The organism is Variovorax soli, from assembly GCF_031454625.1.
GTDB classification, from domain to species: domain Bacteria; phylum Pseudomonadota; class Gammaproteobacteria; order Burkholderiales; family Burkholderiaceae_C; genus Variovorax; species Variovorax soli_A.
In genome coordinates this window covers 271369-293155 of record NZ_JAVDRF010000007.1, presented here as the reverse complement: position 1 = coordinate 293155, position 21787 = coordinate 271369, and the positions used below count along the sequence as shown (strand labels likewise).

The 21787-nt window shown below is 69.5% G+C and carries 20 protein-coding genes and 1 pseudogene; 6 read left to right on the top strand and 15 right to left on the bottom strand.

What is annotated here, in order from left to right:
* On the top strand, positions 1 to 1374 hold a 1374-nt coding region (locus J2739_RS18010), incomplete at its 5' end, for a hypothetical protein (protein ID WP_309904055.1).
* A gap of 54 nt (positions 1375 to 1428) precedes the next feature.
* Here the strand turns inward: J2739_RS18010 and J2739_RS18005 are convergent.
* The 4 genes and pseudogenes from J2739_RS18005 to J2739_RS17990 form a co-directional block, all read right to left on the bottom strand.
* Positions 1429 to 1650 carry a hypothetical protein gene (locus J2739_RS18005; RefSeq protein ID WP_162580654.1) on the bottom strand — a complete coding sequence of 74 codons (222 nt, stop codon included), beginning with the start codon at positions 1648 to 1650 and terminating at the stop codon, positions 1429 to 1431.
* A gap of 63 nt (positions 1651 to 1713) precedes the next feature.
* Positions 1714 to 1929: pseudogene (locus tag J2739_RS18000) on the bottom strand (phospholipase); the annotation flags it as partial.
* Positions 1926 to 2948, bottom strand: a complete 1023-nt coding sequence (locus J2739_RS17995; protein WP_309904054.1) for an acyltransferase — start codon at positions 2946 to 2948, stop codon at positions 1926 to 1928. The pseudogene J2739_RS18000 and the gene J2739_RS17995, both read right to left, overlap by 4 nt.
* A 20-nt stretch (positions 2949 to 2968) precedes the next feature.
* Complete coding sequence (locus J2739_RS17990) at positions 2969 to 5326, bottom strand: Tex family protein (protein ID WP_309904051.1); 2358 nt, start codon at positions 5324 to 5326, stop codon at positions 2969 to 2971.
* A gap of 240 nt (positions 5327 to 5566) precedes the next feature.
* Between J2739_RS17990 and J2739_RS17985 the strand changes: the two genes are divergently transcribed.
* The 3 genes from J2739_RS17985 to J2739_RS17975 all read left to right on the top strand — a co-directional run bounded on the left by J2739_RS17985 (position 5567) and on the right by J2739_RS17975 (position 8168).
* Positions 5567 to 6073, top strand: a complete 507-nt coding sequence (locus tag J2739_RS17985; protein ID WP_309904050.1) for a hypothetical protein — start codon at positions 5567 to 5569, stop codon at positions 6071 to 6073.
* Positions 6074 to 6129: 56 nt separating this feature from the next.
* Positions 6130 to 6687, top strand: coding sequence for a DUF2239 family protein (locus J2739_RS17980; protein ID WP_309904048.1), 558 nt, complete (start codon positions 6130 to 6132; stop codon positions 6685 to 6687).
* 134 nt (positions 6688 to 6821) lie between these two features.
* Positions 6822 to 8168 carry an MATE family efflux transporter gene (locus tag J2739_RS17975; protein ID WP_309904067.1) on the top strand — a complete coding sequence of 449 codons (1347 nt, stop codon included), beginning with the start codon at positions 6822 to 6824 and terminating at the stop codon, positions 8166 to 8168.
* A 128-nt stretch (positions 8169 to 8296) separates the two neighbouring features.
* On the opposite strand, the gene J2739_RS17970 is transcribed toward J2739_RS17975, so the two are convergent.
* The 3 genes from J2739_RS17970 to J2739_RS17960 are packed head-to-tail and all read right to left on the bottom strand — an operon-like array spanning position 8297 to position 11299.
* Entirely contained in the window at positions 8297 to 9781 is a 1485-nt protein-coding gene (locus tag J2739_RS17970) for a Dyp-type peroxidase (protein ID WP_309904046.1), read from the bottom strand.
* A complete protein-coding gene (locus tag J2739_RS17965) occupies positions 9778 to 11076 on the bottom strand; it encodes a hypothetical protein (RefSeq protein WP_309904044.1) in 1299 nt (432 codons plus the stop codon). The genes J2739_RS17970 and J2739_RS17965 overlap by 4 nt, the downstream gene beginning before the upstream one ends.
* Before the next feature lie 25 nt (positions 11077 to 11101).
* On the bottom strand, positions 11102 to 11299 hold the full coding sequence (locus tag J2739_RS17960; protein WP_309904042.1) for a hypothetical protein: 198 nt from the start codon (positions 11297 to 11299) through the stop codon (positions 11102 to 11104).
* Between the two features lie 322 nt (positions 11300 to 11621).
* Between J2739_RS17960 and J2739_RS17955 the strand changes: the two genes are divergently transcribed.
* A complete protein-coding gene (locus J2739_RS17955) occupies positions 11622 to 12074 on the top strand; it encodes a hypothetical protein (protein ID WP_309904040.1) in 453 nt (150 codons plus the stop codon).
* A 39-nt stretch (positions 12075 to 12113) separates the two neighbouring features.
* Here J2739_RS17955 and J2739_RS17950 read toward each other — a convergent pair whose 3' ends face one another.
* The 8 genes from J2739_RS17950 to J2739_RS17915 all read right to left on the bottom strand — a co-directional run bounded on the left by J2739_RS17950 (position 12114) and on the right by J2739_RS17915 (position 20477).
* Positions 12114 to 13682 carry an MFS transporter gene (locus tag J2739_RS17950; RefSeq protein WP_309904038.1) on the bottom strand — a complete coding sequence of 523 codons (1569 nt, stop codon included), beginning with the start codon at positions 13680 to 13682 and terminating at the stop codon, positions 12114 to 12116.
* Positions 13683 to 13851: 169 nt separating this feature from the next.
* Positions 13852 to 15288 carry an MFS transporter gene (locus tag J2739_RS17945; protein WP_309904036.1) on the bottom strand — a complete coding sequence of 479 codons (1437 nt, stop codon included), beginning with the start codon at positions 15286 to 15288 and terminating at the stop codon, positions 13852 to 13854.
* Positions 15289 to 15397: 109 nt separating this feature from the next.
* Positions 15398 to 15940, bottom strand: coding sequence for a methylated-DNA--[protein]-cysteine S-methyltransferase (locus J2739_RS17940; RefSeq protein WP_309904035.1), 543 nt, complete (start codon positions 15938 to 15940; stop codon positions 15398 to 15400).
* Between the two features lie 59 nt (positions 15941 to 15999).
* Complete coding sequence (locus J2739_RS17935; RefSeq protein ID WP_309904033.1) at positions 16000 to 16629, bottom strand: PqiC family protein; 630 nt, start codon at positions 16627 to 16629, stop codon at positions 16000 to 16002.
* The gene (locus J2739_RS17930; protein WP_309904031.1) at positions 16626 to 18257 is read right to left on the bottom strand and encodes a PqiB family protein; all 1632 of its coding nucleotides are present in this window, start codon (positions 18255 to 18257) and stop codon (positions 16626 to 16628) included. The genes J2739_RS17935 and J2739_RS17930 overlap by 4 nt, the downstream gene beginning before the upstream one ends.
* On the bottom strand, positions 18254 to 18916 hold the full coding sequence (locus J2739_RS17925; protein WP_309904029.1) for a paraquat-inducible protein A: 663 nt from the start codon (positions 18914 to 18916) through the stop codon (positions 18254 to 18256). Before J2739_RS17925 ends, J2739_RS17930 begins: the two co-directional genes overlap by 4 nt.
* Complete coding sequence (locus J2739_RS17920) at positions 18913 to 19536, bottom strand: paraquat-inducible protein A (protein WP_309904027.1); 624 nt, start codon at positions 19534 to 19536, stop codon at positions 18913 to 18915. Before J2739_RS17920 ends, J2739_RS17925 begins: the two co-directional genes overlap by 4 nt.
* Positions 19533 to 20477 (bottom strand): LysR family transcriptional regulator, encoded by a 945-nt coding sequence (locus tag J2739_RS17915; protein WP_309904026.1) that lies wholly within the window; start codon positions 20475 to 20477, stop codon positions 19533 to 19535. The genes J2739_RS17920 and J2739_RS17915 overlap by 4 nt, the downstream gene beginning before the upstream one ends.
* Before the next feature lie 79 nt (positions 20478 to 20556).
* Here J2739_RS17915 and J2739_RS17910 point away from each other — a divergent pair, with 79 nt between their 5' ends.
* Positions 20557 to 21747: an MFS transporter gene (locus tag J2739_RS17910; RefSeq protein ID WP_309904024.1), complete on the top strand. Its 1191-nt coding sequence runs from the start codon at positions 20557 to 20559 to the stop codon at positions 21745 to 21747.
* Positions 21748 to 21787: the final 40 nt, after the last annotated feature.

The window sequence follows — 21787 nt, the reverse complement described above, 5'->3', positions numbered from 1 at the left end:
CAAGGCAGCCCGACCAAGCCAGCCAAGATGTACACCGTGGGCACCCTCACTGCACAGAATCGGGCCTCGACCTCCTTCAAGCTCGGCTTCGTTCCCACGGGCATCAGCGTGACCGGCGGTGGCGAGTTCGCGCTGGTGTCGGGCTGGGACACGACCAACACCAAGGGACAGGTGGCCGTGGTCTCGCTGGGCGCCGCCCCGCAGGGCTGGCAGCCCGGCCAGGCGCGCTACGACTGGTGGCACGGCTGGATGGACATGATGCACCCGGGCTTCGTCGACCAGGGCAACTACGTGTTCATGAAGGTGATCGGCTACGTCGACTTGCCCTCCGACATGAAGGCGCCCACCGGCATTGCCGCCACCACCGGCATCCACCCCTACACCACGCTGCTCAAGTACGACTCATCGGGCACCATCAACAGCTTCATCATGCTGGACTCGCCCATGGCGAACAACCGCTCGAAGATGCTGCCGGGCGGCGAGGACTACGAGCGCTATCCCAAGGGCGGCGTCGTGGTGGTGGTCTCCAAGAGCGAGAAGAAGGCCGCCTTCATCGACCTGGCGCCGCTGTTCGCCTACACCAACGGCATGTACCTGGGCAGCGCCGCGTCCAACCTGGAGACGCAAAACGTCGGCCTGGCCGCCAGCCAGTGGCCGTACCTGCTGGCCGACCATCCGGAGGCGATGCCGCAGGTGGTGAAGTCCCTGACCCTGACCAAGCGCCCCACCGCGGTCTGGACCACCGCCACGCGCAGCTACTGGAGCAAGGACGATCAGACCCGGATCTCCGCCTACCCGTTCTGGACGACCAACGCGCACTACGCGCGCGCCGGCATCGCCACCGAGGGCGGCGACTTGCTGCTGTACTCGCTGGGCCGCTACGCCGCGGGCACCAAGCCGACGACGCCGGCCCCCACGGACATCCAGCAGGTGGGCGCCGTCACCGGGCTCGGCGACAACATCACCTACCTGGCCGCGGCCAAGGACTACCCCGGCCAGGAGGACGCCCTCAATGACCTGGTCCTGTTCACCGACCGCACCAACCGCAAGTGGGGCTGGGTCAAGCTCGTGAGCACGAGCGATACGGCCACCACCGGCAGCATCCTGCGCACCATGGAGGACAGCCGCGTGGACCCGATCATGGTGACGATGGCGGACAACTACTCGACCACGGGCAACGTGCTGTCGGTGGCCGACTACGCGGGGGGCGGCATCGCCAACTACCGCTTCGGCGACGTGATCTACCCCGATGCGGGCAGCGGCTTCTGCACCGTGCCGGGCGCCTGCCCGACGCTGACCAGCATCGGCGAGTTCACGGGCAAGCTGCCCCTGCCGTTCAAGCCGATCTCCGTGCACAGCTCGAACGTGCCGTGACGCGCGGCTTACTCGGCGATGACGCGCGGTCAGGGATCCGCGCGCCTGTTGACCTCAACCCTTCCTGCCACCGAAGACCACCAGCGCCCCGCCGACCACGATGGCGGCCACGCCGGCCCAGGTCGGGAAGCTGACCGTCTCCTTTTCTTTCACGGACAGCTCGATCGGGCCGATCTTGGCTTGGTGCGTTTCCTTGGTGAAGCTGAAGCCGCCCAAGCCGATGGCGGCGATCCCGGCGACGATCAGGATGAGGCCGATGATTCGTGTTGCGTTCATGTGTCGTGCTTCCCCTTGGATGGACATGCCAGCCCCGACTGTAGCCGCCGCGGGGCCGGCGCCGAGCCGCCATGCGCCGATGGAGGCGCCGATCAGGTCCACGGGCTGGGTCGACTGCGGCAGCCAGTCGCCGAACAGGAAGCGGTCGATGGGGCCGAAGATCAGGCCCTTGGGGCCGCCTGCCGCACCCGGGACGGTACGCACATCCCGGGGTGCCAGGCCGTGTGCGGCAATGTGCTCGGGCGCCGCCGGGCCCGCGTAGATGCGCAGGGCCTTCATCGCTTGCCGACGAGCACGCCCAGTCCAAGGGCCTGCAGCAGCCAGCCGATGCCCAGTCCGCCCGCCAGCGTGGCCGCGACTACCACGAGCAGGCCCCAGGGCCCCGCGTGGGATACAGCAAAAGCCGTGAAACCGACGCTCTTGCAGACCTCCAGCATGGCGACGTTGGCCACGTAGATCGCGAAGGTGTTCCGGCCCACGAAGGCGATCGCCCTGCCCAGCATCGATGGCTGCCGCGCAGGCGCGCGGTCGGCCGCCACGGCGCTCATCATCAGCAGCAGGGAGGCCAGCGTGACGGTCAGGACCAGGTAGGCCGAGTGCTCGGCGAAAAGCTGGCTCTCGAGCGGAGCCGCAAGCAGCAGCAGCACGGCGACGATGCCCAGGCCCGGCTTGCGGCCGAATTCGCCTCGCGCCAGCGCAATGCCCATCGCCACATAAGGAATCCAGTAGACGAAGAACCGGTCGCCGACGGCGGAGATCCACCGGTTCTCGAACAGCCAGTAGCCCGCGGCCACGTTCAGCGCCACGCCGGCGGCGATCACCGGCAAGGTCGGCGCCTCCGCCACCCAGCGGCGCAGCAGCGGAAAGAGCAGCGTGAGCTGGAACAGGATCACGAAGTAGTACTGCCCCGACCAGCCGTAGCCGCCGAACCAGCCGCCGACGATGGTGTGCAGCGGCGTGGTGTCCCAGCGCCCGTCGTAGAACTTCTGGATGTAGAGCAGCGTCCAGGCGATGTAGGCGACGCCCAGTTCGACCAGCCGACGGCCGAGGTAGGCCAGGTGCGTGTCGGGCCGGCGGCGTGCCAGCGCCTTCTCGAGGTAGTAGGCCCACAGCCCGATGAAGACCGGCACGCCGAAGCGGTACACGTCCTCGAACGGAAGGCCTGCATGGATGCAGACGACCCCGACGATGGCGGCCGCCTTCAGGTAGTCCGCGTGCAGGTCGCGGGTGCCGGCCGCTGCAGCGGATCGCGCCGGCAGCCCGTCGGCGCGTTCGACCAGGTGGCGAGGATCAGGCATGCGTGTGTCCCACCGCGTGGCTAGGGCTTGCGCAAGCCCTGCAGCTTGGCGAAGGCACTGGCCATCTGCCCCGCGGGCTGCGGGGCGTTGTCGCGGCGCGGGCCCTGTTGGCCACGCCCTGCCCCTTCGAAACGGTTCTCGCGCGGCCCGTCGCGGCGGCCGGGCGCTGCGTCCAGCTTCATCGACAGGCCGATGCGCTTGCGCGCCACGTCCACTTCCATCACCTTGACCTTGACGATGTCGCCGGTCTTGACCACTTCGCGCGCGTCGTTGACGAACTTGTGCGACAGCTGGCTCACGTGCACCAGGCCGTCCTGGTGCACGCCGAGGTCGACGAAGGCGCCGAACTGGGCGACGTTGCTCACGGTGCCTTCGAGCACCATTCCTTCCACCAGGTCCTTGATGTCCTCGACGCCCTCGTTGAAGCGCGCCACCTTGAAGTCCGGGCGCGGGTCACGGCCCGGCTTCTCGAGCTCGCCGAGAATGTCCTTGACCGTGATCACGCCGAACTTCTCGTTGGCGAAGAGCTCGGGCCTGAGCGACTTGAGCATCTCGGCACGCCCCATCAGCTCGTTGATCGGCTTGCCGGTCTTCTCGATCATCTGCTCGACCACCGGGTAGGTCTCGGGGTGCACGCCCGTCATGTCCAGCGGATTGGCGCCGCCACGAATTCGCAGGAAGCCCGCGCTCTGCTCGAAGGTCTTGCCGCCGAAGCCGGTGACGTCCAGCAATTGCTTGCGCGTGGCGAAGGCACCGTTGGCCTCGCGCCAGCGCACCACGGCCTTGGCGACGCCCGCCGACAGGCCCGAGACGCGCGAGAGCAGCGGCACGCTCGCCGTGTTGAGGTCTACGCCCACGGAGTTCACGCAGTCTTCGACGACGGCGTTCAGCGTGCGCGCCAGCTCGCTCTGGTTCACGTCGTGCTGGTACTGGCCGACGCCGATGGATTTGGGATCGATCTTCACCAGCTCGGCCAGCGGGTCCTGCAGGCGGCGGGCGATGCTGGCAGCGCCACGCAGGCTGACATCCACGTCAGGCATTTCCTGCGAGGCGAACTCGCTGGCGGAATAGACCGAGGCGCCGGCCTCGCTCACCACCACCTTGTCGACGTTCAGGGGTGGCGCGCCGGCCTGCTCGGCCATCTTCGCCAGCAGCTTGATCAGGTCCGCCGCCAGCTTGTCGGTCTCGCGGCTGGCGGTGCCGTTGCCGATCGCGATCAAATTCACGCTGTGCTTGGCGCACAGCTTGCCCAGCGTGTGCAGCGAGCCTTCCCAGTCGCGCCGCGGCTCGTGCGGGAACACGGTGGCGGTGTCGACCAGCTTGCCGGTGGCATCGACCACCGCAACCTTCACGCCGGTGCGGATGCCCGGGTCCAGGCCCATCACGACACGCTGGCCCGCAGGCGCTGCGAGCAGCAGGTCGCGCAGGTTGTCGGCGAAGACCTTGATGGCAACCTTCTCGGCTTCCTCGCGCAGCCGCGAGAACAGGTCGCGCTCGCTGGAGAGCGAGAGCTTCACGCGCCAGGTCCACGCCACGCATTTGCGGATCAGGTCGTCCGCCGCGCGGCCCGAGTGGCTCCAGCCCAGGTGCAACGCGATCTTGCCCTCGGCGATCGAAGGCTTGCCCGGCTCGGGCTCCACGGGCAGCACCAGCTTGGCATCGAGGATGTCCTGCGCCCGGCCTCGGAACACCGCCAGCGCGCGGTGCGAGGGCACGCGACCAATGGGCTCGTCGTAATCGAAGTAGTCGCGGAACTTGGCCACGTCGGCGTTGTTCTCGTCCTTGCCCGACATCAGGCTGGACTTGAACAGGCCCTCCGCCCACAGCCATTCGCGCAGGCGCTGCACCAGCGCGGCATCCTCGGCCCAGCGTTCGGAGAGGATGTCGCGCACGCCGTCGAGCACCAGCGGCACGGTCGAGAAGTCGAGCCCGTCGGCCGCGGGCTTGATGAAGGCCGCGGCCTCCTCGGCCGGGTTCAGCGTCGGATCGGCGAAGAGCTTGTCGGCCAGCGGCTCGATGCCTGCCTCGCGCGCCATCTGGCCCTTGGTGCGGCGCTTGGGCCTGTAGGGCAGATAGAGGTCTTCCAGCTCTTGCTTCGTGGGCGCGGCATCGATCGCGGCGCGCAGCTGGGGCGTGAGCTTGCCCTGCTCCTCGATGCTCTTCAGCACCGCGGCGCGGCGGTCCTCGAGCTCGCGCAGGTAGGCAAGGCGCGCCTCGAGTTCGCGCAGCTGAATGTCGTCGAGGCCGTCCGTGGCCTCCTTGCGATAGCGGGCAATGAACGGCACGGTGGCACCGCCGTCGAGCAGTTCGACGGCGGCCTTCACCTGGTGCTCGCCGACCTTGATCTCGGCGGCGAGCTGGCGAATGATTTTCTGCATGTGTGGGGGAGGTCTCTGATGGCAGCCCGCGAGGGGCGCCTCGGGTCAAGAGATGAGAAGGCGGAAGCGCACAAGTTTGCCATAGGGCGCGATCAGCGCCTTGGCCGCGCCAGCTGGCTGCCAAGGCCTGAGCGCCCTGGCCGGCTGCGGCAGGGCGCAGACGGCCCTGAACCATCCAGAGTGCATTGCGCATCGGCGCGGCAAGCGGTCGCGCGCCGCGTGCGCCTCACAATGCCGGGCATGCCCCCGGTCGTCAGCAAACTCCTGCGCGCCGTCGCCGCAGCCCTGCTCGTCCCGCTGCTGCTGTTCGAGGAATGGGGCTGGGACCCGCTGGCCGCCTGGGTGGCCCGCCTTGCGGCCCTGCCCTTCTGGGCCCGGCTCGAGACGACGGTTCGGGCGCTGCCGCCCTGGGCTGCGCTGCTGGTCTTCCTGGTGCCGGCAGTGATGCTGCTGCCCATCAAAATGCTCGCGTTGCTCCTGCTGGGCAGCGGCCACCCGGGCAGTGCGGTGCTGCTGCTGGTTGGCGCCAAGATCGCCGGCACCGCCATCGTGGCGCGGCTGTTCCAGTTGGTGGAGCCGGCGCTGATGCGCACCCGACTGTTCGCGCGCTGGTATCCACCTTGGAAGCTGTGGAAGGACGAGACGCTCGGTCGCGCGTACCAGAGCGCGCCCTGGCGCGGTGTGCGGCGGCTCAAGGTCGGCGCGCGCCGTTGCTGGCGCGCCCTGCGCCGCTTCGGCGCCTCCTGAAAGCTTTCACCCGGGTAGATTGAAAAGTATGTTTTGCCCGGGTATTATTCGTGCCCATGTCATCTTCCGAATCCACCCTGACCGCTTTTGCCGGCGTGAAGCGCCTCGCGACAGGCTCGCGTGCCGAACTCGTCGCGCAGTTGCGCGCGAGCCCCCATGCCGAGCCCGTCTTCATCTTCGACGACAGCACGGGTGAGCCCATCGATCTCGACTTGCGCGAAGGCGCCGGTGCACCTGCGGCCGACGCCGCGGACGAGCACGCGAGCCGCGGGGTCGGCCGCCCCAAGCTCGGCGTCGTCGCGCGCGAGGTCACGCTGCTGCCGCGCCATTGGGACTGGCTCAGTCGCCAGCCCGGCGGCGCATCGGTGGCCCTGCGCCGGCTGATCGACGAAGCGCGCCGCGTGCATGCCGACCGCGACGCGCAGCGCGCCTCGCGCGAAGCCGCCTATCGATTCATGAGCGCGATCGCGGGCGACCTGCCCGGTTTCGAGGACACCGCGCGTGCACTGTTCGCCAACGAGCGCGCGAGATTCGAGGAACTCATCGGCTCCTGGCCAGGCGACGTGAGCGCCTATCTGCGCCAGCTCGCCGCAGCGGCATGGAGTGCCGCATGAACCGCGCCGCGCCAGTCCAGTCGCTGGAACCCGGGGACGTGGAACATGCCGGCGAGGTCGTCGCGCCGCCGGCGACCGTGGCCGACCGGGTGCCGCCGCCCATTGCCTCCAAGGCCGACTCACGCGCCGCGGCGATGGCCTCGCGTCCGCTGTGGAAGGCCTTCCTGCTGTTTCTCGCGCCCATGCTGTTGAGCAACATCCTGCAGTCGCTGTCGGGCACGATCAACAACGTCTACCTCGGCCAGATGATCGGCGTCAGCGCGCTGGCGGCGGTGTCGAGCTTCTTCCCGGTGATGTTCTTCTTCATCGCTTTCACGATCGGCCTGGGCGCGGGCGCCTCGGTGCTGATCGGCCAGGCCTGGGGCGCGCGCGAGCTCGAGAAGGCGCGCGCCGTGGCCGGCACCACGCTGACGGTGGGCGTGCTCTTCGCGCTCTGCGTCGCGGTCTTCGGCGGCGCCTTCACGCAGCCGATGCTGGCCGCGCTGGGCACGCCACCCGACATCCTGGCCGATGCGACGCGCTACGCACGCATCATCCTGATCGCGATGCCGGGCCTCTTCGTGTTCCTGCTCTCCACCGCCATGCTGCGCGGCGTCGGCGACACCGTGGCGCCGCTCTACACGCTGATCATCTCCACCACGCTGGGCCTGGTGATCACGCCGGCCCTGATCCGCGGCTGGTTCGGCCTGCCGCAGATGGGCGTGGCCAGCGGCGCCTGCGCCACGGTCGTCTCCTTCGTGGTCGCGACCATCTGGCTGGCCTTCCACTTGCGGCGCAAGAAGAGCCCGCTGGCGCCGGACGCGGGCTTCGTGCGGCACCTGCGCGTTCGGCCCGCGCTCTTGAAGGCGGTGCTGAAGGTGGGCGTGCCGACGGGCGTGCAGATGATCGTGGTCTCGCTGGCCGAGCTCGCCCTGCTTTCCTTCGTCAACGGCTACGGCTCGGCGGCCACCGCGGCGTATGGCGCAGTGAACCAGGTGGTGGCCTATGTGCAGTTCCCGGCCATCTCGATCGCCATCGCGGCTTCGGTGCTCGGAGCGCAAGCCATCGGCGCCGGCCAGGTGAAGCGCCTGGGCGCCATCGCCCGCACCGCGCTGATGATGAACGTGGTGCTGACCGGCGGCCTGGTGCTGCTGGGCTACCTCTTCTCGCGGCCGCTGATGGGCTTCTTCATCACCAGCGAGCCGGTGATCGAGGTGGCGCAGACGCTGCTGCACATCATGCTGTGGAGCACGGTGATCTTCGGCATGGGCGCGGCACTGTCGGGCATCATGCGCGCGAGCGGCTCGGTTCTGGTACCAACCTCGATCTCGATCTTCTGCATCGCGCTCATCGAGGTGCCGGTGGCGTGGTGGCTGAGCCATCGTCTAGGGCTCAACGGGATCTGGATGTCGTACCCCGTGGCGTTCGCGGCGATGCTGACGCTGCAGGCGAGCTACTACCGCTTCGTGTGGCGCAAGAAGGCGATACGCCGATTGATCTGAGCACGGGCGCCGCGTCGAAGGGCTCGTCCCCCGTCGGCTCGTCGTGCGCGTTCTTCACGCTCTCGATCTGCAGCGTCGCGTCGCGCGTTGGCCTTGACGTCGGGCGTGACGCGTGGCGTTCGAGTCGTTCATGAAGCTTGGACCTTCGACAGATAGCGCAGCGCGCTGATGCCGGGCAGGAAGAAGTACGCGCCTCCCACCACGGTCACGAACTGCGGCAGGCCCGCGATCCGGCGGTCGGGGCCCGTCCCCACCGGCATCGAGAAGCTGTCGGTCGGGCTGCCGTCGGGATCGGGCAGGCGATGGCCGATCAGCGGATCGGCTTCGCCGGAGAGGCCGTCGAAGCGGGTGCCGGCCAGCCATGCGTTCTGCACGAACTCGAACTGGCGCGCGATGTTGGCGCCGAGGCAGATGAAGTGAAGTCCGGTCTCCTCGCCAGGGCCCCCGCCGTACTCGCGGCCGCGGCGCAGCAGGCGATGGAAGCGTGTCGATGCCACCAGGTCGGGACGCAGCGGGTCCGCGCCGAAGCCCAGCCGGCGCCACAGGCGCGAGAGCGGATTCGCCCAGCCCGGCGGCAGATCGGCATTGCGCGGATTGGCGCGGCGGATGTGCGCACCCAGCGGGCAACGCAGGCCGTCGGGATCGCTGCGGTAGGTGAACCCATTGCGCCGCCGCTCGTCCTCTTCGATGCCGTCGATGCGCTCGCGCCCCGGGCCCACCAGCGCCTCGCCGCCCTCCATTTTTCGCCCGACCATGGCTTCGGCCAGCCTGCGCCGCAGTGCCGGGTCGCCGCCGGCCTGGCGATCGATGAATTGCCAGAAGCCACCCACGTCCTGGCACAGCTGGCGCATCACCAGATAGCTGCCGTTGCGCCCCAGGTCGGACAGCCCGGGGTCATCCTCGGCCCGCGGCAGCATCGCGTCGGGATCGCGTCGCGGCTCCAGCAAGGGCCGGTCGGTGTAGGCGCCGTACTCGTTCGGATAGCCCAGCAGGTACTCGCCGAGGCAGGAGCGGTTGGTGAAGCTGAACTGCTCCTCGTCGCGCGCCGCGCGCGTGCGTTCCCAGTCGACGCGCGGCTGCGAGATGCCGTCGATGAAGCCGAAGGGTTCGGTCTCGCCCAGCCTGGTGGTAAAGAGGCGATCCGTTTCCTCGAAGGCGGCGGTGCACTCGGCGCGCACCGTCGCGAGCCACGGATCGAGCTCGCCCGGCATCGCATAGAGCATGAGCAGCACATGCGGCACTTCGTGCAGCGCGCCACCCCACCGCCAGCCGGCGGGATCGTTCGCGCCGAGGTCGCCCAGCCGCCGCGCTCGGCTGGCATCGCCGCTCATGCCCGCCAGGAACTCCGCCGAGAACCCCTCGACGATGTCCCTCGGCACGCCCAGTTTGTGCAGGCCCGGCGCGCTGATGGCGATCTGCAGCACGGTGCGCGGCGGCGGGCTGCGCTCGACAGCAGGGGTGACGGGCGCGCAGGCGAGCCAGGCGCGCGCGGCCGCGGCATTGCGGATGCGCAGCAGCAGGAAGCAGGCCTGCGTCAGTCGCTTGTAGCCGTAGCGCACCAGGCCCTGGATGTCGTCGAAGTCGACGTGGGTTGGGGCCGCGCTCAGGCTCATAGCAGCCTCAGCCAGGCGAGCGCTTCCGCATCGCTCATGCCCACGCGCTCGAAGCCTTCCCGGATGCGCCGGTTGCGCTCCAGATCCCTGAGCGTGAGGCCGGGGTAGGCCTTGTACCAGACCTGCGTCGGCAACTGGTGGCCGCGCTGGTAGTACTTGAAGAGCTGCTCGCGGCGCGCGCCCTCCTTGATCAGCCAGGCGGTGCGCGGCCAGCCGAAGCCGTTGCTGAAGAGCAGGTTGAGACCCCACGCGACCTTGTTGATGAAGTCGTCCATGCAGGCCTCGTGGCTGCCGTCGTAGTTGCTGGCGAACAGCACGCGCAGCTTGTTGTCGAGGAAGACCCAGTGCGCGGAATGGATCGTACGCACGCGCCCCAGGTGGCCGCGCCCGAACACATGGCGGCAGGCCCAGGCGATCGCCAGCAGCAGCACCTGCACCAGCGCGCGCCGGAACCAGCCCGGCTTGACTGCCCCCAGCGCGGTGAAGCTGTTGCTCAGGTCGTGGTCCTCGAGCTCCTGCATCTCGCCCACCGCAGCGGCGCGGGGCCGCGGGCAGTATTCGGGCTCGGTGCGTTCGTGCCGCCGCAGCAACACGAGCACGAAGGGCATCGCCACCATCAGCAGCGGCGACAGCAGCAAAGCCGCCAGCGGCAGGCCGATCGCATGCAGCGCGTTGCCGATCCACCAGCCGAGCGGCGTGGGCGCGGGCGGCGTGAGCGGCAGACGACCTTCGGCCTGCCGGGCGCGCACGAAGTTCAGCAGATCCCGCCGCAGCGCCTGCGGATCGACGGCCGCGTCGCGCATGCCGCGCGGCACGCGCGCCGACAGTGCCCGCTGCAGCGCGCTCTCTTCGCGGATCTGCCGCACGGTGCGGCCGAGGCGGTGGATGTAAGGCGCGGCCACCGGCCGGTCGTGCTCGACCAGCCATTCGAGCAGGTCGTCGCGCAGGTCGAAGCCGCGGCAGTGCGAGAAGATGCGGCGCAGGCCCTCGCCGGCGCGCTGCACCAGCTCGGTCAGCTGGGCCTCGGCGGTGCCGTCGCAGTCACCCATGAAGAGAAGGTAGGTCGGCAGCTTGGGGCGCGGCAAGCCGAAGACTTCGAGGTCCGCCATGGTCGCGTCGCCCAGGATCGCGAAGCGGGCGAAGTGGAGGTTCGCAAAGGCGCCGAAAGGCAGCACCGCGTTGGCCGCATCGGCCACGCCCGGCGCCTGGTTCATCTCGGCCAGGAGCTTGCGCAGCCCTGCTTCGCGTCCCGGGGCGATGGCGGCGACCACTACGAAGTGCGATTGAGGAGTCACTGCACGAGGATCTGTCGTCAGACCCCTAGAACTCGAGGCAGGAGTCGATCACGTGGAAGCAGTCCTCGGTCGCGTGCGGGAAGGAGCCCGCATCACGGCCGGCCAGTCCGGCTCCGTCGAGCACCTCGCCGGGACGCGGTCCCTCGCTGCAGGCCGCGAGGCACACGATGACTGCCGGCGGCAACGGCACTCGCTTCGTCGCAGAGCAGCGTGTGGGGATCATGGCCATTCCTCCTGCGTCCGACGAGGTCGGTGAACGGGGGACACGAGGCGCAGTGTGGGTGCGGGGGGTGGGATTGGGTATCGGCCATGTGGGCTAACCAAAGGTCGTAGGTGGACGCGTCCTTTGATTTGCTGGTCAGGCGTGGATGGTGCGCGCCACTTTGGCCCGCCCGAAGATCGATGCCAGATTCTGCCCAGCTGCCTCAACGTCCTTGACGACACGCCGCCCAGCCCGTCTAATGCCTCAGCTTGTCGGCACCCACAAAAGAAGCCGCCGCACGAGCTCCTCACTCACCCGATTCGCACCTGCAATGGAGCACGACATGAGCATGCACGCACGCATTGAAGGTGCCTGGATCCGGCTTGATTCCAGCGAGCGAGAAGCCTTCGTGCGCGACGACGACGAACCCGAAGACATCGAAGCGCGTGCTCATGAGTTGGCACTGGCAACGCCAGTCCGCAGAGCGCTGCTGTTCTGCTCGATGCTCGGTTTTTCGATCCATGCACTGCTCGGTCTCGACGAGGAAGACAAGGACTTCATCGCGACACTCGCCCCCGCCCAGTACGTGCGCATGATTCGAAGCGCGGCTCATTTCACGCCCACCGAACTCGACGAAGAAATCGGCCGTGCCGCGGGTTTCGTCGAAAGCATCGAGGCCGCAGACGTCGACCTGTTGGCGTACCCCGTGCAGCTTGCGCTCGACATCGCACAAGCCACCCAATCTTCCGCATACCGGCTTCTCAAAGTCCTGGATCAGGCATCCAGGCGCTCTTAGAGGCCAAGCCGTCGCGCGAAATCGTCGCCGCGCTGACTGCTAACGCGGTCTCGGCACCGCCGCCCTCGCCTTGCTCGGCCCTCGCCCGATCATGACCCAGGCGCTCAACGCACTCAGCAGCGCCAGGCCCGCACAGATCAGCATGACCCGCCGAAACCCCGCCACAAAGGACTCGGCCACGGCCCGCTTGAGCGCAGCCGCCGCAGCCGCATCGATGCCCGGCGGCAACGCCGCCCCCGCCAGCTTGCTGCGCTGCCCCTCGATGAAAGCACTGGCCTGCGCCGACGCGCCCGCCTCGCGCAGCCCCTCGGCCAGCGCCGCATCGAAGGCCCAGGCCATCACCACGCCGAACACCGCGATCGCCAGCACCGAGGCCGCACGCGACACGGCGTTGTTCACGCCCGAAGCGATGCCCGCGGCCTCCTCTCCCACCGCATTCATCACCGTGGTCGTGAGCGGCGCCACGGTGATCGTCATGCCGAAGCCCAGCACCACCACCGCCGGCAGAAAGGCCGTCCAGTAGTTCGCCCCGACCCCCGGCACCGCGAACAGCGCGAAGCCCGCTGCCGCAATGCTCGGCCCCACCATCAGCGGCAAGCGCGGGCCGAAGCGATCGACGAGTTGCCCCGCCCATCCCGAGAGCGCGAACATGATCATGATGAAAGGCAGCAGCGCCGCGCCGGCCACGGTCGCCGAGTAGCCCTGCACCTGGATCAGGTTGAGCGGAAAGAAATACAGCCCGCCCCCGAGCGCCGCATACAGCAGCAGGGTCAGCAGGTTGGCGCCCCCGAAATTGCCGATGCGCAACAGCGACAAAGGCAGCATCGGCGAACGCACACGGCGCTCGACCGCGACGAAGGCGAGGCTGCCGCCGATGCCGATGGTCAGCGCCGCCAGCACGGGCGTGGAGTGCCATCCTTGCGTGGGCGCCTCGATGAAGGCATAGACGATGCCCCCCAATGCTGCCGTGGCGAGCGCGGCGCCCCACACATCCAGTCCGTTGCCGGCCGAACGGCCGCGGCTCTCCGGAACATGGCGCCACGCGATCCACAGCACCGCGAGCGCCATCGGCACGTTGACCAGAAAGGCCCAGGTCCACGCGTAGTGGTCGACCAGGAAGCCGCCGAGCACCGGCCCCACGGCCGCGGTGATGCCGCTCGCGCCGGACCATCTTCCGATGGCGCGGCCGCGCTCCTTCTCCGTGAAATTGGCGCTGATCAGCGCCAGGCTGCCCGGCACCAGCAAGGCGCCGCCGATGCCCTGGACCGCGCGCGCGAGGATCAACTGCTGCACCGTGCCCGACAGCGCGCAGCCCACCGACGCCAGCGCGAACAGCAGCACGCCGAGCGCGAAGATCCGCCGCCGCCCGAACAGGTCGCCCAGTGCACCGCCGACCAGCAGCAGCGCGGCCAGGAAAAGCGCATAGGACTCGACCACCCACTGCGCCTGGAACGCCGTGGCGTTCAGCTCGCGCTGAATCGCGGGCAGCGCCACGTTGACCACCGTGCCGGCGATGAAGGCCATGCTCGAGCCGATGATGGCCGCGGCCAGCACCCAGGGCTTCGAGGTCTGCGGGCATGGCGCGGCTTCGCAGCCATGCTGGATCAAGGCGTCGTCGCCCCGGGGGCTTGCCGATCTGACTCATTGAATCACCTCCGCCCAACGGGCTGCGGTGCGACGAGCCTTCGCAGCGGTCGTGCGGTTCATGGCCCGAGTATGGACGCCGAGGCCGCCGGCGTTCAAGCCCGGTGCGCGCCCTTGAAAGCCACGACCCAATTCAGGCGTGGCGCACGCGGGGCTCGCGCGCGCGCAGCGTGCTGCACACCGCGGCCACGGCCGCGCAGGCGGCGGCCAGGCCCAGCGCAATGAAGGGGCCGCGGCCCGCATTGGGCGGCCAGATGCTGAAGATCGCGGCCAGCAGCACCGCGCCCAGGGTCTGCCCCGTGAGGCGCGCGGTGCCGAGCATGCCGCTGGCCGCGCCGCTTCGATGCACGGGCGGCGAGGTCACGATGGTGTGGTTGTTGGGCGACTGGAAGAGACCGAAGCCCAGGCCGCACAGCGCCATGCGCCACACGATGTCGGCATCGCGCGGCTGCGCGGGCAGCGTTGCCAGCAGCACCAGGCCGAGCGAGAGCAGGCTCAGGCCGATGCCGCCCAGCGAGCCGTCGGGGTAGCGGCCGATCAGCCGTCCCGCAATCGGCGCCGTGACCACGATGGCCAGCGGCCAGGCGGTGATCAGCAGGCCGGCCTCGACGTGGGACCGTCCATAGGTCTCGAGCAGCAGAAAGGGCAGCGCGATGAAAGACAGCATCTGCGCGCAGAAGGCGCCCACCGACGTGCCCATCGACAGCGCGAACACGGGGATGCGCAGCAGGTCGACCGGGAACAGCGGCACGGCGAGCGCACGCTGCCGCCGCAAATACAGGAAGCCCACCGCCACCCCGGCGACCAGCAGCAGCCACGCGCCGGCCTGGGCGCCCTGCCCCGCCTCGGCGCGCACGCCCAGCCGATCGGCGCCGACGAAGACCAGCGAGAACATCAGCACGTTGAGCAGCACGTCGACCCAGGAGAAGCGCTCGCCGGTGGCGACATCCGCGCGCTGCGCAGGCAGCGCGCGCCGGCCCAGCGCCAGCACCAGCACGCCCAGCGGCACGTTGATCGCGAACAGCCAGGGCCACGAAGCCACCGAGAGGATGGCGGCCGCCACCGAGGGGCCGGCCACGGAGGCACACGCCACCACCATCGAGTTGATGGCCATGCCGCGGCCCAGCCTTGCCCGCGGATAGACCAGCCGCACCAGTGCCGAGTTGACGCTCATCAGTCCGGCGGCACCCAGCCCTTGCAGGGCGCGCGCGGCGATCAGCGTGGCCAGCGAATCGGCGAGCGTTGCCACCAGCGAGGCCACGGCGAACAGCGCCATGCCCACCAGATAGACGCGCCGGTAGCCGACCAGGTCGCCCAGCGAGGCCAGCGGCAGCAGCATCACCAGGGTCGCGATCTGGTAGGCGTTGACCACCCAGATCGCATGCGCCGGGTCGGCATGAAGTTCGCGCGCGATGCCCGGCAGCGCCAGGTTGACGATGGTGCCGTCGAGCACGGCGGCCATGATGCCGAGGATGATCACCAGCATGGCCCAGCGGCGCTGCGGCTGCGGCAGCCCGTCCGTGGCGGGCGCCTCGGCAAGGGAGGCCGGCTCAGCATGCGAGGAAGTCATCGGCCGATTGTCGCCAAGGCCGCAATGGCTGGGGCGAGCGCGATGCGACCTGCTGTGCTAGGTGAGCATGTGCGACCTGCACCGCACTGTCGAAGCCTGGTTGCGGCCCTCAGAACAGGGGCGCCGTATCGCTGGGCGGCCGCGCGCCTTCGATCATCAGCATCCTGAGCTTCGCGGTCGCGCCGCCATGCGCCGAGAAGCCGCCGGGCTTGCCGCCGGCGGCCAGCACCCGGTGGCAGGGCACGACCGGCGCGAACGGGTTGTGGCCCAGCGCCTGGCCGACAGCACGCGACAGCCCCTTGTCGCCGAGCTCGGCCGCGATGTCGCCGTAGCTGCGCGTGTGGCCGGGCGCGATGCGGCGCGCGATCTCGTAGACGCGCCGATGGAAGTCGGGGACGCCTTCGTCGTCCAGCACCAGTTCCGCCAGGTCGCGCGGTTCGCCGGCCAGCAGCGCGCGGATCGCCTCGCAGGCGGCCTGCACCTGGGGCGGCGGCGGCGCCTCCGGCACCTGGGCAAAGCGCCGCTGCATGCGCGAACGCGTGGCGCCCTCCCCCGCCTCGGGCAGCTGCACGCCGGCGATGCCCCAAGCGGACCAGGCGATGCCGCAGGCGCCAATGGCGGTGTCGAACAGCGCGAAGCCTTCGGCGTTCATTCAGCGCCCCCTCGGGCGGCAGCGACACGCGCCAGCGATGAGCGTGGGGACGATCGATCTCATCCCGGGCAGGCGTTCACCGCGTTGTTCTGCATCGCGTTCGCGCTGTGCGCGATCGCATCGGCCAGCCGTGCCGTGGCGCGCTGCGCGCCGCGGGCCAGCGCCTCGATGCCGCGCCCTCCGGCCCGCTCGGAGACGAAGAGCTGGCAGCCGACGGGCACGCTCTCCTCGGTGCGGCGCAAGGTCCAGCTGAAGCTTGCGTCGACGCGGCTGTTCTCCACCGCATCGAACTGCCGCAGTTGCACTGCGATGCGCAGCACCGGTTGGCCGCGCGGCCGACCACCCTTGGTCGCATCGACGGCGCCGAGCCGCTGCGCGATGCCGCTGCCGAGCGCGTCGCGCAACTCGTTCTCGAAGGAGGAGGACCAGCGGTGCTGTTCCAGGATGTCGACCTCCGGCCCCTCGCCCGCATCCTTTTGCCGCACCACGAGTTGCGGCCGCGCGAAGCGTTCGGGCATGGCGACGGGCGCGAGCTCGATGTAGCCCGTGGCGCTGCCTTTCGCCGCGGCGGGCGGGGCGGGCTCGGCATCGGCCAGGCTGTAGTACTGGGGCGCGGGGCTGGCGCAGGCAGCCAGCAGCGCGGCGGCGGCCAGCGCCAGGGCGCATGCCCGGGTCGTGCTCGTGCTCATTTCTTCTTGTCCTCCGGCTTGCCGCGCAGCAGCGACTCGGGGTGGCGCTCGAGGTAGTCGGTCAGCACCCGCAGCGAGCCCGCCGCGCGCGTCACTTCCTGCAGCGTCTGGCGCATGTCCTGCTGCAGGGGCGAATCGTCAGCCAGTGTTTTCTCGGCGCTGTTCAGGGTCTTGCGCACATCCTTCATCGCGGCGGCCATCTCGGGACTCACGTCGTTCTTCAGGCTGAGGGTCAGCTGCTCGGCGCCGACCAGCGTCTTGTCGAGCGTGGCCAGCGTCTTGCGCAGGTCGCGGCCGATCTCGTCGAAGGGCACCTTGTTGAGCTTGCGCGCGATGTCGCCCACCTGGGCCTGGATCTCGTCCAGGCTGTTGGCCACGGTGGGGAGCTCGATCGGGTTCTGGTTCAGGTCGACCTTCGCAGGCGGCGCCTTCGGGAAGAAGTCGAGCGCCACGTAGACCTGGCCGGTCAGCAGGTTGCCGGTGCGCAACTGCGCACGCAGGCCCTTGTCGATGAGGAACTTCAGGCGCTCGGTCTGCGTGTAGCGCGATTCCAGCGTCCCGAGGCTCTGGCCGCGGCGCAGCCGGTCGGGGTAGACCTGGACCAGCACCGGCATCTTGAACTCGCGGCCCAGCGGGTCGAACTCGACGCCGATCGACTTGACCTCTCCGATCTCCACGCCGCGGAAGTCCACGACCGCGCCTGGCGTCAGTCCGCGCAGCGACTGGTTGAAGTACAGGAGGACGGCCTGCGAAGGCCCGTCCGGCTCCTTCATAGCGGTGGTTTCGTCGCCGGCCAGCGCGAAGGTGGTGTTCTCCTGCGCCACCGGGCCCTGCACATCATCGGGCGCCTGGAAGGCGATGCCTCCGAGCACGATGGTGGCGAGCGATTGCGTGCGCAGCTTCACGCCGCTGGCACTGACCTGCACGTCGAATCCGCTGGCATGCCAGAAGCGCGTGTTGGCCCCGACGAACCTGTCGTAGGGCGCGTTGATGAACACGCGCAGCGTCACGCCGCGGCCGTCGCTGTCGAGCTCGTAGGCCGCGAGCTGGCCGACCTTGATGCGCCGGAAATAGACCGGCGAGCCGATGTCCAGCGACCCGACGTCGCGGGCGCGCAGCAGGAACTGCTTGCCCGAGGCGTCGCGCGTGACGATGGGCGGCGCCTCCAGCCCTGTGAATTCACTCGCCGACTCGTCGGAGGCGCCGGCGTCGGCGCCGATGTAGGCGCCCGAGAGCAAGGTGCCCAGGCCGGAGATACCGGTGGTGTCCAGGCGCGGGCGCACCACCCAGAAGCGCGTGTCCTGGGCGGTGAAGCTCCTGGCCTCCTTGCTGAGCTGCACCGTCACGCGCACGTTCGAGCGGTCGGGGGCCAGGCGGATGTTCTGCACGGTGCCGATCTGCACGTTCTTGTAGCGCACTGCGGTCTTGCCGGCCTCCAGCCCCTCGCCGGTCTTGAAGGTCAGCACCACCTCGGGCCCGCGGCCGAGCAGGATGCGCGTCACCAATGCGATGCCGACCAGGGCGGCCACGATGGGAATGAGCCAGATCAGCGAAGGCAGCCAGTTGCGGCGCCTGACGATGACCGGCCTGGCCAGCGGTGGCCTCGTTTCGTCCTGCGGTTCGGTCATGCCGTTGATTCCTTGCTAGCCATGCGGGGGTCGGCCTCCTCGTCGTCCATCACGTTCTTGCTGTCCCAGGTCAGGCGCGGATCGAAGCTCAGCGAGGCCAGCATGGTCAGCACCACCACCGCGCCGAAGGCCGCGATGCCGATGCCGGCCGTGATCTCGGCGAAGCCCTGGATGCGCACGAGCCCCGCCAGCAGCGACACCACGAACACATCGAGCATGGACCAGCGACCGATGATCTCGAGCGCCTGGTAGAGCTTCGCCCGCTCCGGCTGCCGCCAGTCGCTGTGGCGCTGGGCCAGCACGGCCAGCAGGATCAGCGAGGTGAGCTTGAACAGCGGCACCAGGAAGCTGGCGATGAAGATGATCGCCGCCAGCCCGTACGCGCCCGAGACCCAGAAGTAGATCACGCCGGAGAGGATGGTGTCGTACTGCGCGCCGAGCAGGCTCCGGGTGATCATCACCGGCAGCATGTTGGCCGGCACGTACATGATGCAGGCCGCGATCAGGTAGGCCCAGGTGCGCTGGATGCTCTGGGGCTTGCGCCGGTGCAGGTGCGTGCCGCAGCGCCCGCAGGGCGCGCCCTCGGCCGCGTCGCGCCACACCGTCCCGCAGTGATGGCAGCTCAGCAGGCCGAGCCTGGCGGCCGTCGGGGTCGTCATGCCTCTTGCCCCGGCCGGGGCTCGAACGCCATTTCCCAGAAGGCGCGCGGATTGAAGGAAAGCACCGCCGTCAGCAGCACGGTGAGGCCCATGAAGGCCCACAGCGCCGGCCCGGCCACCACCTGCGCCAGGCTCGAGAGCTTGACGATGGCGACCAGCACGCCCAGCAGGAAGACCTCGATCATTCCCCACGGACGCAAGGTCTGCAGCGTCCGCACGAGGACGCCGAAGCCCGCCGGCCTGCGCTCGCGCGCCATCGGCACCAGCAGGTAGAACAGGATGCACAGCTGCAGCAGCGGGAACAGGATGGTGGTCGCGAGCACCAGCAGCGCCACCGGCGACATGCCCTCTGTGCTGAGCACCACCACCGCACCGGCCAGAGTGGTCTGGCTGTGCAGGCCCTTCACCTGGATCTCGACGATCGGGAACAGGTTGGCGATCGCGAACAGGATCAGGCTGGCCACCGTGAGCGGCAGCACGCGTGCGCCCTGCTCGCCGGCATGGCGGTCCAGTTCGGAGCCGCAGCGCGCACAGCGGGCGACTTGCCGCCGGCGCAGCGGCTGGCGCTGGTAGACGGCGTCGCAGCCCTCGCAGACGATGGCGTCGGGAACTTCCTTCATGGTCGTGGATGGCGCGGGCCTGCGGCCCTGTTCGCCTTATTGTCCGCGAGGCGCGCCGCCAGGTAGTCGAGCAGCGCGCGGATGCGCGCCGGCAGCCGTCCGGGCTTGCCCAGGTAGACGGCGTGGACGGGCACCTTGTCGCCGGGGTTGAACTCCTCCATCACCGGCACCAGCCGCCCGGCGTCGAGGTCGGGCTGGATGTGATACAGCGAGAGCCGCCCCAGGCCCACGCCTTCCAGCACCAGCCGGCGCAGGGTCTCGCCGTCGCCCGCGCGCACCGTGCCGGCCACCGGCATCTCGATCTGGCGACCGTCGAGCCGCAGCGGCCAGTCGGGCGCAAAGCGGCGGTAGGTAGAGCCGATGCGGTTGTGCGCCTCCAGCTCCTCGGGCGTGTGCGGCGTACCGTAGCGCTCCAGGTAGGCGGGCGAGGCGACGATCGCCTGGCCGGTATCGAACAGGTGGCGCGCCACCAGGTCGGACGGCGGCAGCGGGCCCCAGCGAATCGCGACGTCGGTGCGCTCGTCCATCAGGTCGACCACGCGATCGGTCAGCACGATGTCGAGCGTGACTTGCGGGTGCAGTTCGAGGAAGCGCGGCACCAGCGGCATCAGCACGCAATGGCCGAAGGAGTAGCTGGCGTTGATGCGGACCCGCCCGCGCGGCGCGGCGCCGGCGGCGGCGCAGCGCTCGGCCTCGTCCATGTCGGCGAGCACGCGCACGCTGCGCTCGTAGAAGTTCTGGCCCTCCGGCGTGAGTTGCAGCTTGCGGGTGGAGCGATGCACCAGCTGCGTCGCCAGCCGGGCCTCCAGCCGCGCCACCAGCTTGCTGACCGCCGAGGGCGTCATGCCCAGCACCCGCGCGCCGGCCGAGAAGCTGCCACGGTCGACCACCTGCACGAAGGCTTCCATTTCGCCGGAGCGGTTGACTTCGATCCGCGCCATATGTGAATTCAACTCACAGTTCTGTGTCCGGCAGGCATTCTAGTCATGCATGCGAGGCGCCCGCACAGTACAGGACATCATGCCCATCGCCCTCCTCGCCCTCACCGCCGGTGCCTTCGGCATCGGCACCACCGAATTCGTCATCATGGGCCTGCTGCTGCAGGTCTCGGCGGATCTTCATGTCTCCATCGCGGCCGCCGGCCTGTTGATCTCGGGCTATGCGCTCGGCGTCGCGGTCGGCGCGCCGCTGCTCACCATCGCGACGCGGGGCGTCTCGCGCAAGACCGTGCTGCTGGCGCTGATGGCGATCTTCACGCTCGGCAACATGGCCTGCGCCCTGGCGCCGAACTACGAGATGCTGATGGCCGCGCGGGTGATCACCTCGCTCGCGCACGGCACCTTCTTCGGCGTCGGCTCGGTGGTGGCCACCGGCCTGGTGGCACCCGAGAAGCGCGCCTCGGCGATCGCCACCATGTTCACCGGCCTCACGGCTGCCACCATGCTGGGTGTGCCGGCCGGCGCCTGGCTCGGCCTTCACCTCGGCTGGCGCTCGACCTTCTGGGCGGTGGCGCTGATCGGCGTGCTCGCGCTCGCGGTGCTCGCGCTCTTCGTGCCGCGCGATCGCGGCGCGGACCGGCAGGCCCCGGCGCCGCTGCGCGAGGAGCTCGCGGTGCTGGGCCGGCCTCAGGTGCTGCTCGGCCTCGCGATGACCGTGCTGGGCTATGCCGGCGTGTTCGTCGTCTTCACCTATATCCAGCCGCTGTTGACGCGCATCACCGGCCTGCCCGAATCCGCGGTCTCGCCGCTGCTGCTGCTCTTCGGCGGCGGGCTGGCCGTCGGCAACATCCTCGGCGGCAAGCTGGCGGACCGGGCGCTGATGCCGGCGGTGCTGGGCACGCTCGCTGCGCTGGCCGGAGTGATGGCACTGATGCAGCCGGCGCTCCGGACCGGCGCGACGGCGGCCCTCTTCGTCGGCCTGCTCGGCATCGCTGCCTTCGCCACGGTGGCGCCGCTGCAGCTGCGCGTGCTCGAGAAAGCGGCCGGCGCCGGCCAGAACCTCGCCTCCAGCCTCAACATCGCGGCCTTCAACCTGGGCAATGCATTGGGCGCGTGGGTCGGCGGCGCGGTGATCGAGCGCGGCCCCGGCCTCGGCGCGCTGGGCTGGGTGGCGTCGCTGCTCACGCTGGTGGGCCTGGGCATCGCGCTGTGGAGCCGCGCGCTCGACAGGCGCGAGCCGGCGCTCGCGGACTGCACACCGCTGCGCACCTGAAAAACGCTTCTCCAACCCGTTTCAAACCAAGGATTCCTCA